Origin of the sequence: Streptomyces sp. NPDC059874, assembly GCF_042731135.1 — a bacterium.
Taxonomy (GTDB): domain Bacteria; phylum Actinomycetota; class Actinomycetes; order Streptomycetales; family Streptomycetaceae; genus Streptomyces.
In genome coordinates, this window is record NZ_JBHWJY010000045.1 from 31,380 (window position 1) to 45,252 (window position 13,873).

The 13,873-nt window shown below is 71.4% G+C and carries 14 protein-coding genes; 3 read left to right on the forward strand and 11 right to left on the reverse strand.

Annotation, left to right across the window (positions count from 1 at the left end; genetic code table 11):
* Positions 1-149: 149 nt before the first annotated feature.
* The 8 genes from yajC to ACFV9H_RS24535 all read right to left on the reverse strand — a co-directional run bounded on the left by yajC (position 150) and on the right by ACFV9H_RS24535 (position 6,440).
* Positions 150-611: a preprotein translocase subunit YajC gene (gene yajC, locus ACFV9H_RS24500; RefSeq protein ID WP_385401814.1), complete on the reverse strand. Its 462-nt coding sequence runs from the start codon at positions 609-611 to the stop codon at positions 150-152.
* A gap of 165 nt (positions 612-776) precedes the next feature.
* On the reverse strand, positions 777-1,853 hold the full coding sequence (gene ruvB / locus ACFV9H_RS24505; protein ID WP_385401817.1) for a Holliday junction branch migration DNA helicase RuvB: 1,077 nt from the start codon (positions 1,851-1,853) through the stop codon (positions 777-779).
* Between the two features lie 282 nt (positions 1,854-2,135).
* On the reverse strand, positions 2,136-2,759 hold the full coding sequence (ruvA, locus tag ACFV9H_RS24510) for a Holliday junction branch migration protein RuvA (RefSeq protein ID WP_385401819.1): 624 nt from the start codon (positions 2,757-2,759) through the stop codon (positions 2,136-2,138).
* Positions 2,756-3,292, reverse strand: coding sequence for a crossover junction endodeoxyribonuclease RuvC (gene ruvC, locus ACFV9H_RS24515; protein ID WP_385401822.1), 537 nt, complete (start codon positions 3,290-3,292; stop codon positions 2,756-2,758). The genes ruvA and ruvC overlap by 4 nt, the downstream gene beginning before the upstream one ends.
* Positions 3,293-3,410: 118 nt before the next feature.
* Positions 3,411-4,163 (reverse strand): YebC/PmpR family DNA-binding transcriptional regulator, encoded by a 753-nt coding sequence (locus tag ACFV9H_RS24520; RefSeq protein WP_069919476.1) that lies wholly within the window; start codon positions 4,161-4,163, stop codon positions 3,411-3,413.
* A gap of 57 nt (positions 4,164-4,220) precedes the next feature.
* Positions 4,221-4,814, reverse strand: coding sequence for a pyridoxal 5'-phosphate synthase glutaminase subunit PdxT (pdxT, locus tag ACFV9H_RS24525; protein WP_385401825.1), 594 nt, complete (start codon positions 4,812-4,814; stop codon positions 4,221-4,223).
* Positions 4,815-4,821: 7 nt separating this feature from the next.
* Positions 4,822-5,739 (reverse strand): pyridoxal 5'-phosphate synthase lyase subunit PdxS, encoded by a 918-nt coding sequence (gene pdxS / locus ACFV9H_RS24530; protein WP_365033999.1) that lies wholly within the window; start codon positions 5,737-5,739, stop codon positions 4,822-4,824.
* A 158-nt stretch (positions 5,740-5,897) separates the two neighbouring features.
* Positions 5,898-6,440, reverse strand: coding sequence for a hypothetical protein (locus tag ACFV9H_RS24535; protein ID WP_385401827.1), 543 nt, complete (start codon positions 6,438-6,440; stop codon positions 5,898-5,900).
* 66 nt (positions 6,441-6,506) lie between these two features.
* Here ACFV9H_RS24535 and ACFV9H_RS24540 point away from each other — a divergent pair, with 66 nt between their 5' ends.
* Complete coding sequence (locus ACFV9H_RS24540; protein WP_385401829.1) at positions 6,507-6,848, forward strand: hypothetical protein; 342 nt, start codon at positions 6,507-6,509, stop codon at positions 6,846-6,848.
* A 15-nt stretch (positions 6,849-6,863) separates the two neighbouring features.
* Here ACFV9H_RS24540 and ACFV9H_RS24545 read toward each other — a convergent pair whose 3' ends face one another.
* The 3 genes from ACFV9H_RS24545 to pgsA are packed head-to-tail and all read right to left on the reverse strand — an operon-like array spanning position 6,864 to position 9,603.
* Positions 6,864-8,027: a glycosyltransferase family 4 protein gene (locus ACFV9H_RS24545; protein WP_385401831.1), complete on the reverse strand. Its 1,164-nt coding sequence runs from the start codon at positions 8,025-8,027 to the stop codon at positions 6,864-6,866.
* Positions 8,027-8,938: a phosphatidylinositol mannoside acyltransferase gene (locus ACFV9H_RS24550; RefSeq protein WP_385401833.1), complete on the reverse strand. Its 912-nt coding sequence runs from the start codon at positions 8,936-8,938 to the stop codon at positions 8,027-8,029. The genes ACFV9H_RS24545 and ACFV9H_RS24550 overlap by 1 nt, the downstream gene beginning before the upstream one ends.
* Positions 8,938-9,603, reverse strand: coding sequence for a phosphatidylinositol phosphate synthase (gene pgsA / locus ACFV9H_RS24555; RefSeq protein WP_385401835.1), 666 nt, complete (start codon positions 9,601-9,603; stop codon positions 8,938-8,940). The genes ACFV9H_RS24550 and pgsA overlap by 1 nt, the downstream gene beginning before the upstream one ends.
* Before the next feature lie 251 nt (positions 9,604-9,854).
* Between pgsA and ACFV9H_RS24560 the strand changes: the two genes are divergently transcribed.
* A complete protein-coding gene (locus tag ACFV9H_RS24560) occupies positions 9,855-12,050 on the forward strand; it encodes an elongation factor G-like protein EF-G2 (protein WP_385401838.1) in 2,196 nt (731 codons plus the stop codon).
* Positions 12,051-12,190: 140 nt separating this feature from the next.
* The gene (locus ACFV9H_RS24565; RefSeq protein WP_385401841.1) at positions 12,191-13,858 is read left to right on the forward strand and encodes a hypothetical protein; all 1,668 of its coding nucleotides are present in this window, start codon (positions 12,191-12,193) and stop codon (positions 13,856-13,858) included.
* The last annotated feature ends 15 nt before the right edge of the window (positions 13,859-13,873 follow it).

Consider the following 13,873-nt stretch of genomic DNA (forward strand, 5'->3'; position numbering starts at 1 on the left):
TTTCTCCCTGTCCAACCGCCCCGCGCCGGGTCAGCGCGCGGACGGCCACGAAATGTGTGGTGGGGACCCCTGCCCCCCGCAGAAGTGTGTCACTGACCGGGACCGCGAAGGCCGCCGGTCAGGCGCCCTCGCGGTCCCCGGCCGCGCCGCTACTTCGCGTCGGCCTCGCCGTCGGCCTTGCCGTCCTTGGGCTCGTCCTTCTTGGGCTCGTCCTTCTTGCCGAGGTCGAGCTTGGGAGCCTCGTCCTCGGTCTCGGCCGCGGCCGGGCCCTCGGTGAGGGAAGAAGCGTCGTCCGGGACGACCGGCGAGTCCGTCGTCAGATCGTCGCCGATGCCGTGGACGATGCGGTTGTACTCCGCGTCCTCCAGAACGGCGCCGATGGCGTTCTTCGCGTAGATCGCGTGGACACCGGGAGCCACCTCAAGGGTGACGGTGTCGTCGCCGATCTCCTTCACCGTGGCGTACATGCCGCCGATGGTGCGGACCCCGGTACCGGGCGTCATCTGGTCGCGCATCTGCGCGGCCGCCTGCTGCTTCTTCTTGGCGGAGCGGGTCATCAGGATCATCGCCCCGATGAGCACGATGAACGGGAGGAGTGTCACGAGATTCACGGGACGGAGTTCCTTCGCACGACCGCACGCGGACGGCGGCCTTTTCTACGGGGGTGGGCACGCCGACCCGAAGGGTCGGCATCGGCGGAGTCTAGGCGAGTCCGCACCGATGGAACAACGCCCAGCATGGCACCGCAGTTCCTGCGGGTGCCAACCTCCGCGCCGTCAGGCCCCGAACAAGCCCTGTTGTCCGCTTGATCCACTCCCACGGTGCTGAGGTGGGACAAGCCCCAGGTGGGCCCATGCGGCGGGCGTCGCGACGCGTCCGCGGGGGGTCCGCGCGAGCAGGCCTTCCCGTACGAGGAAGGGCTCGGCCACCTCCTCCACGGTCTCCCGCTCCTCGCCGACGGCCACGGCGAGGGTGGACAGCCCGACGGGACCGCCGCCGAACAGCTTGAGCAGCGCCTCCAGCACGGCCCGGTCCAGCCGGTCCAGCCCGCGCGCGTCCACCTCGTACACCTGCAGGGCGGTGCCGGCCACCTCTCGGGTGATCACCCCGTCGGCCCTCACCTGGGCGTAGTCCCGGACGCGGCGCAGCAGGCGGTTCGCGATGCGGGGGGTGCCTCGGGAGCGGCCGGCGATCTCGGCGGCGCCGGCGGTGTCGATCTCGACGTCGAGGAGGCGGGCGGATCGGTGGATGACGCGTTCCAGCTCCTCGGGAGCGTAGAACTCCATGTGCCCGGTGAACCCGAAGCGGTCCCGCAGGGGCGGCGGCAGCAGGCCGGCCCGGGTGGTCGCCCCGACCAGGGTGAAGGGCGGCAGCTCCAGCGGGATGGCGGTGGCCCCCGGCCCCTTGCCGACGATCACGTCGACCCGGAAGTCCTCCATGGCCATGTAGAGCATCTCCTCGGCGGGCCGGGACATGCGGTGGATCTCGTCGAGGAAGAGGACCTCGCCCTCCTGGAGGGAGGAGAGGATCGCGGCGAGGTCGCCGGCGTGCTGGATGGCGGGGCCGGAGGTGATCCGGATGGGCGCGCCCATCTCCGCCGCGATGATCATCGACAGGGTGGTCTTGCCGAGGCCGGGCGCGCCGGAGAGCAGGACGTGGTCGGCGGTCGCTCCGCGCTGCCGGGCGGCCTTGAGGACGAGGTCCAGCTGCTGGCGGACCTTCTCCTGCCCGACGAACTCCCCGAGGTCCTTGGGCCGCAGCGCCGCCTCGACGGCGGTGTCCTCCCCGTCGGCCGAGGGCGCGATGAGTCGCTCGCTGTCGGCGTCTGCGTTTGTCTCGTCGTCCCAGTTCACGGTGTCAGTCTGCCTTCTGCGTCTGTGCGGGTCTGTGCGGGGGCCGGTCCTCGGCTGAGGCTGCGCGTGGGCCGCTGCGCGGAGCTGCTCCCCGCCCCGCCCTTCCACCGTTCCCCGGGGCTCCGCCCCGGACCCCGGTCCTCAAACGCCGGACGGGCTGAAATTGCCCGCAGCGGCCTGTATCCAGCCCCGCCGGCGCTTGAGGCGTGGGGGTCCCGGGGCGGAGCCCCGGGGAACGGTGGAAGGGCGGGTAGGGGACGGCCCCGCGCAGCGGCACTACGGTCAGCGCGCCCGGTTCAGGGACTGGAGGGCGGCCCGGAGGAGCTGCGGAACGGGGGCTGAGCCGCCTGCGGCGATGGCGGCTTCGGCCTGCGGGGTCACCGCGGAGACGGCCTCGTCCGCCTCGCGGGAGGCATAGCCGAGGCCGATCAGGGCCGCGGCCAGCTGTTCCGTCCAGGGCGCCGGCCCGGCCGCGGGCACCCGCTGGGCACCGACGACCCCGGAGGCCGTGCCCAGCTTGCCCTTCAGCTCCAGCAGCAGCTTCTGCGCGCCCTTCTTCCCGATCCCCGGCACCGCCACCAACGCCTTCTCGTCCCCCGTCGAGACGGCCAGCCGCAGCGCGTCCGGGCTGTGCACGCCCAGCATCGCCTGCGCCAGCCGCGGCCCGACTCCGCTCGCGGTCTGCAGGAGCTCGAAGACCTGCCGCTCGTCGTCGTCGGCGAAGCCGTACAGGGTGAGCGAGTCCTCCCGTACGACCAGGGAGGTCGCGAGCTTCGCCTGCTCCCCCATCCGCAGGCCGGCGATGGTGTTCGGCGTGCACTGCACGGCCATGCCCACTCCCCCGACCTCGATCACGGCCAGGGTGGGGGCGAGCGCGGCGACGGGGCCGCTGACGAAGGCGATCATCGGGTACGGCCTTTCGAGCCAGAGGCGTGCAGGGCGACCGCCTGCTGGAGGCGGTTCTGGGCGGGGGCCCGCCAGATGTGACAGATCGCGAGGGCGAGCGCGTCGGCGGCGTCGGCGGGCTTGGGCGGCGCGGCCAGTCTCAGCAGCCGGGTGACCATCGCGCCGACCTGGGCCTTGTCGGCGCGGCCGCTGCCGGTGACGGCGGCCTTGACCTCGCTGGGGGTGTGCAGGGCGACCGGTATGCCGCGGCGGGCAGCGCAGAGCATGGCAACGGCGCTGGCCTGGGCGGTGCCCATCACGGTGGAGACGTTGTGCTGGCTGAACACCCGCTCCACGGCGACGACTTCGGGGCGGTGTGTATCGAGCCATTCCTCGATGCCCTGCTCGATGGCGACGAGCCGGTGGCCCAACTCGGCGTCCGCGGGCGTCCGTACGACCCCCACCCCGAGCATGGTCAGGGGACGACCGGCGACACCCTCGACGACGCCGACACCGCACCGCGTCAGCCCCGGGTCAACACCGAGTACGCGCACTCGCCCACCCCTGCTCTTCGATCACCTGTCCGTCCGGTGCAGGCTATCGGGCACCACTGACAAAGCGGCGGGCCGACAGGGTGTGTCCTGTCGGCCCGCCGCGAAGACGCGTGAAGCTTTAGGCGTCGACCTTCTCCATGACCTCGTCCGAGACGTCGAAGTTGGCGAAGACGTTCTGGACGTCGTCGCTGTCCTCCAGCGCGTCGATCAGCTTGAAGATCTTGCGCGCGCCCTCTTCGTCCAGCTCGACCTGCATCGACGGGACGAAGCTGGCCTCGGCCGAGTCGTAGTCGATGCCGGCGTCCTGGAGCGCGGTGCGGACCGCGACCAGGTCGGTGGCCTCGCTGATGACCTCGAAGGACTCACCGATGTCGTTGACCTCTTCGGCTCCGGCCTCGAGCACCGACTCCAGGACGTCGTCCTCGGACAGCTCACCCTTGGGCAGCACGACGACGCCCTTGCGGTTGAACAGGTACGAGACCGAGCCCGGGTCGGCCATGGAGCCGCCGTTGCGGGTCATGGCCACGCGCACGTCGGAGGCGGCGCGGTTGCGGTTGTCGGTGAGGCACTCGATGAGCACCGCGACACCGTTCGGACCGTAGCCTTCGTACATGATCGTCTCGTAGTCGGCGCCGCCGGCCTCGAGACCACCGCCGCGCTTGACCGCGGAGTCGATGTTCTTGTTCGGGACCGAGCTCTTCTTGGCCTTCTGAATGGCGTCGAAGAGCGTCGGGTTGCCGTCGATGTCGGCACCGCCCATACGGGCCGCGACCTCGATGTTCTTGATCAGCTTCGCGAAGAGCTTGCCGCGCTTGGCATCGATCACGGCCTTCTTGTGCTTCGTCGTAGCCCATTTAGAGTGGCCGGACATCCGCCTGTCTCCTTCGCGTAACCAACAGTGTTCGTCTCCGATCCTACCGGGAGCTCGTCACAGCCCCGCGCGCACCATGTCGACGAAGTACGCGTGAACACGGTCGTCGCCGGTCAGCTCGGGGTGGAACGAGGTCGCCAGGACGTTGCCCTGGCGCACGGCGACCGTGTGGCCGTCGTAGGTGGCGAGCACCTCGACGGAGGCGCCGACGGACTCGACCCAGGGGGCGCGGATGAAGACGCCCTCGACGGGGCCGCCCGCTATGCCCGCGAAGTCGATCTTCGCCTCGAAGGACTCGTTCTGACGTCCGAAGGCGTTACGGCGGACGATCATGTCGATGCCGCCCAGGGTCTCCTGGTCCTCACGGCCGTCCAGGAGCTTGTCCGCGAGCATGATCATGCCGGCGCAGGTGCCGTACACGGGCATGCCGGCTGCCACGCGCTCGCGCAGCGGCTCCAGCATGCCGAACAGCACGGCGAGCTTCGACATGGTCGTGGACTCGCCACCGGGGATCACCAGGGCGTCGACCTCGGCGAGCTCCTCGGGGCGCCGGACCGGCCTGGCCACGGCGTCAGCCGCGGCCAGGGCGATCAGGTGCTCCCGTACGTCGCCCTGGAGGGCCAGGACACCGATCACGGGTACGTTCGTCATGAGGTGATTACCAGCCGCGGTTGGCGTAGCGCTCGGCCTCGGGCAGCGTGTCGCAGTTGATGCCGACCATGGCCTCGCCCAGGTTGCGGGAGGCGTCCGCGATGATCTTCGGGTCGTCGTAGAAGGTGGTGGCCTTCACGATGGCGGCGGCGCGCTTGGCCGGGTCGCCCGACTTGAAGATGCCGGAGCCGACGAAGACACCCTCGGCGCCGAGCTGGCGCATCAGGGCGGCGTCGGCCGGGGTGGCGACGCCACCGGCGGAGAACAGCACGACCGGGAGCTTGCCGAGCTCGGCGACTTCCTTGACGAGCTCGTACGGGGCGCGCAGCTCCTTGGCGGCGGCGTACAGCTCGTTGTTGTCGAAGCCGCGCAGCTTGGCGATCTCGTTCTTGATCTGGCGCAGGTGACGGACGGCCTCGACGACGTTGCCGGTGCCGGCCTCGCCCTTGGAGCGGATCATGGCCGCGCCCTCGGCGATGCGGCGCAGGGCCTCGCCCAGGTTGGTGGCGCCACAGACGAAGGGGGTGGTGAACGCCCACTTGTCGGAGTGGTTGACCTCGTCGGCCGGGGTCAGGACCTCGGACTCGTCGATGTAGTCGACGCCGAGGGACTGCAGGACCTGGGCCTCGACGAAGTGGCCGATGCGGGACTTGGCCATGACGGGGATCGAGACGGCCTCGATGATCTCTTCGATCATGTTCGGGTCCGACATGCGCGCGACGCCGCCGTCCTTGCGGATGTCGGCGGGGACCCGCTCCAGGGCCATGACGGCCACGGCGCCGGCGTCCTCGGCGATCTTCGCCTGCTCGGCGTTGACCACGTCCATGATCACGCCGCCCTTGAGCTGCTCGGCCATGCCGCGCTTGACGCGCGAGGTGCCGATGGCCGACTCAGCGGACTGGGGGGTGGTGGGAAGCGTGCTCACGGAATGACCTCACTCGAAGGGAACTCGAAAAGGGACGGGTACTACTGGCAGAGGAAACCCCGGCGGACCAGTCCACTGCAAGGGCCAATATGGAGCAGGTGGCTCCTCGACTGGTCCATTGCGGTCCATTGCGGCCTGTCGCCGCCACCGCGCTGCCGCTACGCCGGCCGGTCGGCGAGATCGACCGGCGGCTCGTCGTCCATTTCGAAAGCGAGCGGGAACGGAGCGTGCCCGGCCAGCCGGAACCAGCGCACCTTGCGGTGCCTGCGCAGGGCCCGTGCGGCCCGTACGGCGTCGTTGTGGAACCGGCGCGCCATCGGCACCCGCCGCACGGCCGCCGCCAGCTCCTCGGTGGCCTCCGCCCCGCCCGGGGCCGCCTTGAGCACCTCGACCTGCGCGGCGTCGCCGAACACCGCCCGCAGGGCCTGGCTGAGCTCGCTCTCGGCGACCTCCCGGTGTTCCTCCTCGGCCTGCCGCGCCGCGTGCGCGGCCTCGTACAGCACCAGGGAGGACGCGGGGTCGAGCACTCCGGAGGTGGCCACCTCCAACACGACGGACGCCCGCCGCACGAGCTGCGCGTCGAGCGCGGCCCGAGCGGCGTCCATCCGCGAGTGCAACCGGTCGAGCCGCCCGGCGGTCCAACTGAGGTAAACCCCGACGACTCCGAGAGCGAGGGCAATCCAGACAAGGGTTTCGATCACGGGCGGCGACACTACCGCTCCGTAGTCCTCCGGCGCCCATCGGCCCTCGTCCTCGGTGTCCCCGTCATGTTCTTCGCCACCGTTCTGGCCAACCTGGGCGGCGGGCAGGAGGCGACGCGACGCGTGGCGGCCCCCGGCCGGGACGACCGGCGGCTGGTGGTCGAGGAGGGCGCGGCCATGAGCGACCCCCTCTGGAACGTGTACGTCCACCAGCGGGACTGGCCCCTGGAGCGCCGCTGGGCCGTCGGCTGCTTCAACGGCGACGCCACGGACAACGACGACGAGCTGCGCGAGGCCGTGTGGACGGCCCCGGACCGGAGCCGCATGACCACCACGGGTGGCGAGGTCTTCGAAGTGACCGTCGCCCCCGGCGGCCGGCCCGACCGGGTCGTCTCCGCCGGCTGGTGAGCCACCCGGGCCGGGCTAGGCGTCCCGCGACAGGCCCAGCCGGGTGCGCAGCGGGACGCGTTCGTCGGTGGCCACCGCCGCCGCGCCGTCCGTGACCGTTTCGTAGACCGCCAGGATGTCCGCTCCGACCGTGGACCAGTCGAAGCGGCGGACGTGGGCCGAGCCCCGGGCGCTGAGTTCCGCGCGACGGGCCGGGTCGCGGAGGAGGGCGATGGCGCCCGCCGCGAGGGCGTCCGCGTTCTCGTTGGTGAAGAGGTCGCCCGCGCCGCCCTGGTCCAGGACCTGCGCGAAGGCGTCCAGGTCGGAGGCCAGGACCGCCGCGCCCGCCGAGAGGGCCTCGACCAGGATGATGCCGAAGCTCTCGCCGCCGGTGTTCGGGGCGACGTACACGTCGACGCTGCGCAGCAGCCGCGCCTTGTCCTCGTCCGAGACCATGCCGAGGAATTCGACGCGGGAGCGGAGGTCGGCGGGGAGGGAGGCCACCGCTTCCTCCTCGTCTCCGCGGCCCGCGACGAGGAGGCGTACGTCCGGGCAGGCCTCCACGATCTTCGGGAAGGCCGCCATCAGGACGGGCAGGCCCTTGCGGGGTTCGTCGATGCGGCCGATGAAGCCCAGGGTCTGGCCGGACCAGGCGGGGTTGGGGTCCGCCTTCGCGAAGAAGTCCACGTCGACGCCGTTGGGGATGACCACCGCGTCCCCGCCCAGGTGCTCGACCAAGGTGCGCCGCGCGTACTCGCTCACCGCGATCCGCGCGCTGATCTTCTCCAGCGCCGGCTGGAGGATCGGGTACGCCGCGATCATGGCCCGCGAGCGCGGGTTCGAGGTGTGGAAGGTGGCCACGATCGGCCCCTGCGCCGCCCAGCAGGACAGCAGTCCCAGCGAGGGCGAGGCCGGCTCGTGGATGTGGATCACGTCGAAGGTGCCGTCGTGCAGCCAGCGGCGTACCCGCGCGGCGGAGAGGAACCCGAAGTTGAGGCGGGCGACGGAGCCGTTGTACGGGACGGGGACGGCCCGGCCGGCCGAGATCACGTACGGCGGCAGGGGCGTCTCGTCGTCGGCCGGGGCCAGGACCGACACCTCGTGGCCGAGGCGGATCAGGTGCTCCGCCAGGTCCCGGATGTGGAACTGGACGCCGCCCGGCACGTCCCACGAGTACGGGCACACGATGCCGATCTTCACTACGGGCGCTCCCCCTGGTCGGTCAGATCGTCCAGCCAAAGCCGCTGCAGCATGTGCCAGTCCTCCGGGTGCTCGCCGATCCCCCACGCGAAGGCGTCCGCCAGCGCCTGGGTCATGGCGGCGGTCTTCTCGACCCGGGTACCCGTTTTCGGCACTTCCACCTCGGGGTGGATGCGGCCGTACATCTTCGGCGAGTCCCCGTAGTACAGGGTCACCGGGAGCAGTACGGCCCCCGTCTGCTGCGCGAGCAGCGCCGGCCCGGCCGGCATGCGCGCGGTCGAACCGAAGAAGTCCACCTCGACCCCGGAGGCCGACAGGTCCCGGTCGGCGACCAGACAGATCAGGCCGCCGGAGCGGAGCCGGCGGGCGAGGGTGCCGAAGGCGGCGCCGCCGTTGTGCGGCAGCACCTCCATGCCCAGGCTCTCGCGGTAGGCCACGAAGCGGTCGTAGAGGCTCTCGGGCTTGAGGCGTTCGGCGACCGTGGTGAAGGGGACGCCGACGTGCCCGGTGACCCAGGCCCCGGCGAGGTCCCAGTTGGCCAGGTGCGGGAGGGCGGCGATGACTCCCCGCCCGGAGGCGATGGCCTCGCGCAGGATGTGGTCGTCCTTGAGCTGGACGTCCTCGCCGAACCGCTTCGGGTCCATCGTCGGCAGTCGGAAGGACTCCATCCAGTACCGCATGTACGAGCGCATTCCGGCCTGCGAGAGTTCGCGCAGCCGCTCGGGCGTGGCGTCCGGCACCACCCGGGCCAGGTTCGACTCCAGGCGCAGCACGCTCTTGCCGCGGCGCTTCCACGCGTAGTCGGCGATGCGGCGGCCGAGGGCCACGGCGGCCGGTTCGGGGAGCTTCTTCACCCCGGCCCAGCCGAGCCCGTAGAGACCGTCGACCAGCTTGTCCTGTGCCTTGCCCATCAGGCGGCACCGCCCTCGGGAGCCGTGGCCGCCGCGTCCGCCTCGGCCGACTCGCGCCGTACGGTGACCACCCGCTGGATCAGCGTGACCAGCGAGCCCACCGCGACGATCCACAGCGCGATCGGCAGCAGCACGCCGATCCAGGAGGGCGCGCCGAAGGTCTGCAGCCCGGACAGGCCGGCCGCGACCAGCGAGATCACGAGGCGCTCGGCCCGTTCGATGAGCCCGTTGACGGCCACCGGCAGCCCGATCGACTCGCCGCGGGCCTTCGTGTACGAGACCACCTGGCCGCTGGCCAGGCAGAAGATCGCCACCGCGCACAGGGCGTTGTCGTTCCCGGTGCCCGCGTACCAGAGCGCGAGCCCGCCGAAGATCGCCGCGTCCGCCACCCGGTCGAGGGTGGAGTCGAGGAAGGCGCCCCAGCGGCTGGAGACGCCGGCCTGGCGGGCCATGTTGCCGTCCACCAGGTCGGAGAAGACGAAGAGGGTGATGGTGATGGTGCCCCAGAAGAACTCTCCTCGGGGGAAGAAGACCAGCGCTCCGGCCACCACTCCGGCGGTGCCGATCAGGGTCACCGCGTCCGGGCTCACCCCCCGCCGGAGCAGAAAAGCGGCGAATGGCGTGAGAACACGCGTGAAGAATGCACGCGCGTACTTGTTCAGCATGGCCTTCCCGGAGGGTCGCTGGGCCGCACGGCCACCACGGCCACCGGCTGGCCCATCGTAGCCGGCACGCCGCCCCGCGGACGCCGCGCACCCACCGGTTCGGTCCGCTTCGGACTTCCTTCCCGCCACGGGCGCCTGCCGGGCCGCCTGCCGGGCCGTCCGCGGTACGACGTATGGACGCGGTGTGACAGCGGTGCAAAGCTCAAAGGACACCCACCTCCTCACCGTCACCACCGGGAGGCACGAGAATCATGGGAGCCACATCACACCAAGCCGGAGCCGCCGGCAGGGCACTGACGGCCGACCGGCCGTCGTCCGTACGGAACGTCGTGCTGGTCGGCCACAGCGGATCCGGCAAGACCACGCTGGTCGAAGCCCTCGCCCTGACCTCCGGAGCGGTCAACCGGGCGGGCCGGGTCGAAGACGGCGGGACCGTCTCCGACTACGACGAGATCGAGCACCGCCGACAACGCTCCGTCCAGCTCTCCCTCGTCCCCGTCGAATGGGGCGGAATCAAGATCAACATCCTGGACACCCCCGGATACGCCGACTTCGTCGGTGAGCTCAGGGCCGGTCTGCGCGCCGCGGACGCGGCCCTTTTCGTCGTCTCCGCCTCCGACGGCGTGGACGGGGCCACCCGCATGGTCTGGGACGAGTGCGAGGCCGTGGGCATGCCGCGCGCCATCGTCGTCACCCACCTGGAGGCCGCCCGCTCCGACTACGACCAGATGACGACCGTCTGCGGCGAGATCTTCGGCGCCGACGATCCCGACGCCGTCATCCCCCTCTACCTCCCCCTGCACGGCCCCGCGGGCGCCGATGGCCACGCCCCCGTGACCGGCCTGCTCGGCCTGCTCTCCCAGCGCGTGTACGAGTACTCCTCCGGCGCGCGCGTGGAGCGCGACCCGGACCCGGCCGAGCTCGCCGTCATCGGCGCCGCCCGGTCCCGCCTCATCGAGGGGATCATCGCCGAGAGCGAGGACGAGAGCCTCATGGACCGCTACCTCGGCGGTGAGGACATCGACCTCAAGACCCTCGTGGACGACCTGGAGCGCGCCGTCGCCCGCGGCACCTTCCACCCCGTCCTGATGGCGGCTCCCGCCGCGGACGGAGCCAAGCAGGGCCTGGGCACCGTGGAACTCCTGGAACTGATCACCGGCGGCTTCCCCACTCCCCCGGAACGCCCCGCCGTGAACGTCACCACCCCCGACGGCTCCCCCCGCCCCGCCGTCACCTGCGACCCGGACGGCCCGCTGGTCGCCGAGGTGGTCAAGACCTCCTCCGACCCGTACGTCGGCCGCGTCTCCCTCGTCCGCGTCTTCTCCGGCACCCTGCGCCCCGAGGAGACCGTCCACGTCAGCGGTCACGGTCTGGCCGACCGGGGCCACGAGGACCACGATGTCGACGAGAAGATCGGCGCGCTCAGCTCCCCCTTCGGCAAACAGCAGCGCACCCTGAACCACTGCATCGCCGGCGATCTGGCCTGCGTGGCCAAACTCACCCGCGCGGAGACCGGCGACACCCTCTCCGCCAAGGACGACCCGCTCCTGATGGAGCCCTGGGCCATGCCCGACCCGCTGCTGCCCCTCGCCATCGAGGCGCACAGCAAGGCCGACGAGGACAAGCTCTCCCAGGGCCTGGCCCGGCTGGTCGCCGAGGACCCGACGATGCGGCTGGAGCAGAACCCGCACACCCACCAGGTCGTGCTGTGGTGCCTGGGCGAGGCCCACCAGGACCTCGCCCTGGAGCGGCTGCGCACCCGGTACGGCGTCCAGGTCGACGCCGTACCGCACAAGGTCAGCCTCCGCGAGACCTTCGGCGGCAAGGCCGCCGGGCGCGGCCGGCACGTCAAACAGTCCGGCGGCCACGGCCAGTTCGCGATCTGCGAGATCGAGGTCGAGCCGCTCCCGCCGGGCAGCGGCATCGAATTCGTGGACAAGGTGGTCGGCGGCGCGGTGCCGCGCCAGTTCATCCCGTCCGTGGAGAAGGGCGTACGCGCGCAGGCCGCGCGCGGGGTCGCCGCGGGCTATCCGCTGGTCGACGTGCGCATCACCCTCCTCGACGGCAAGGCGCACTCGGTGGACTCCTCCGACGCGGCCTTCCAGACGGCCGGGGCGCTGGCCCTGCGCGAGGCCGCCGCGGAGGCCCGCATCGACCTGCTCGAACCGGTCGCCGAGCTCGCCGTCCTGGTCCCGGACGAGTACGTGGGCCCGGTCATGAGCGACCTCGCGGGCCGTCGCGGCCGTGTCGTCGGCAGCGACCAGGCGGGTCCCGGGCGCACCCGGGTCCGCGCCGAGATCCCGGAGATCGAGATCGGCCGGTACGCCGTGGAGCTGCGCTCCGTCTCGCACGGCACGGGCCGCTTCGCCCGGGCCTACGCCCGGCACGAGCCGATGCCGCCCCAGATCGCGGACAAGGTGCGCGAACAGGCCGAGAAGGGAAGCTGACTGACATAGCGTCGGGAGTGGCCGCCCGCCAACCAGCTTGCGGTGGGCGGCATTTCCCTGTCCCATGACCATGGGGCGAGATCCGCCGATAGGCTCGTCGGCGCACCAAAGAGCACGAACGCACAGCGATGGGGGCAGCGGTGGCGGACGACGGATTCGACTTCAGGCCCGGAGCGCAGATTCCTCTCCAAGGCGGTGGCGGGCAGACGGCGGCGACCAACGCCCTGGCCTCGGCCGCCTACCGCGACGGCGGCGGGGACACCAAACTCGCAGCGATACTCACCGCCAACAGCGAGAACCACCCCGCCACGGTCAAACCGGGCAAGATATCCCTCTTCGAGCCCAACCTCGGCGAGGCCTTCTGCCGCGCCGTCGAGGCCCGCACGCTCGCCTCCACGCGCAAGCCGCTCATCCAGTCCTTCGGGGCCGACCCGCAGACGGTCGTCGAGCACTGCCTGGCCGCCACCCGCATCCGCAAGGAGCGCGACCGCAAGCTCCGGCTGATCATGCTGGTCTGTGGTGTGCTGTTCCTGCCGGGCCTGCTGCTGTGGCTGGGGCTCTTCCAGCTCCGCAAGACCCTGGCCGCCGGCGAGGGCAAGCGCGCCTCCTGGATGGGCACGGCGGTGCTGGTCGGCATCGCCGTCGTGGTGGCGGTACTGATGTTCCGACTGCCCCTCACCGGCTTCCTCGGCCTCTACCTGCGGGGCATGGTGATCGCCCCGGCCCTGGGCTGGCTGCTCGCCCGCCGGCTGTGCGAGTCCACCGCCGCCGACCTGCGCGCCCGCTGGGACGGGCTGCTGGCGGGTGACGGGGTCGGCGCGAAGATCCCGGAGGCGGTGCCCGGCAACCCCGACGAGAAGGCCCGCGAGGACCTGCGCCACCAGCTGGCCAAACTGACCGCGGAGGACCGCAGCAACCAGGTCTTCTACGCGGGCCCCAAGGGCATCCTCGGCATGGGCACCCGCTGGGGCAGCTGGCAGATGGCCGAGGAGCTCACGCCCATGACGGAGGGCGCCGAGATCCACCCCTTCCGCAGCTGGGACGTCATACGGGCGATCGACACCGAGCTCCGCAAGCTGGAGCGCGGCCCGCTGCACACCGGGGGCTTCCCCACGGCCGCGATCCAGCACTGGATCGTCACGCCGATCGGCGAGGGCGCCGCCGAAGTGGCCCGCCCCGCCGGTGAGAACATCGACAACTTCCTGATCAAGCCGCACGAGATCACCCGGATCTGCAACGAGCAGCAGTTCAGCTCCGGCAACCGGCACTACCTGGGCATCCAGTACCCGCTCTGGGACGGCCAGCTCGTCATCAACATGCTGGTCACCGTCACCGTGCTCTACAAGACGCTGCGCGTGGACGTCACCGCGCACGCGCTGGGGCCCGTACACGGCCTGTTCACGACCAAGTCGAAGGCGCCCGTGATAGAGGTCCCCAAGAGCATCCGCTTCTGGGAGACGGTCGAGCGCCCGCAGCCGCTGGTGGACGCCGGCGAGGTCGTACGCCTCGCCGTCCGCGCCCCCCTGACCTGGTTCCCGCCGCTCCTGGACTACTTCGGCGGCAAACTGGTCCTGCCCGAGCCCTTCGGCATCCGGCACGTGTGGGCCGGCTCGATGTGGCGCCACCGCTTCATGGCCGACGACGCCCTGCGCACGGTGGCCCCGGTGCTGCGCGCGGTCCACGCCGCGACCTTCCGGGTCCTCGAAGAGAACGGCGTCGACACCGACCGCTTCACCAACCGATCCTCGATCATGAGCGGCCTCATCCAGGAGCCGGCCCCGCGCAAGGCGGACGTCTACGACGCGTAGCGGGAGCAGGCCGGC

Coding starts and splice junctions, on each gene's coding strand:
- ACFV9H_RS24560 (WP_385401838.1), top strand. CDS start 9,855: ATGGGAGCCACATCACACCAAGCCGGAGCCGCCGGCAGGGCACTGACG.
- ruvA (WP_385401819.1), bottom strand. CDS start 2,759: ATGATCGCCTTCGTCAGCGGCCCCGTCGCCGCGCTCGCCCCCACCCTG.
- ACFV9H_RS24540 (WP_385401829.1), top strand. CDS start 6,507: ATGTTCTTCGCCACCGTTCTGGCCAACCTGGGCGGCGGGCAGGAGGCG.
- ACFV9H_RS24520 (WP_069919476.1), bottom strand. CDS start 4,163: ATGTCCGGCCACTCTAAATGGGCTACGACGAAGCACAAGAAGGCCGTG.
- pdxT (WP_385401825.1), bottom strand. CDS start 4,814: ATGACGAACGTACCCGTGATCGGTGTCCTGGCCCTCCAGGGCGACGTA.
- pgsA (WP_385401835.1), bottom strand. CDS start 9,603: ATGCTGAACAAGTACGCGCGTGCATTCTTCACGCGTGTTCTCACGCCA.
- ACFV9H_RS24550 (WP_385401833.1), bottom strand. CDS start 8,938: ATGGGCAAGGCACAGGACAAGCTGGTCGACGGTCTCTACGGGCTCGGC.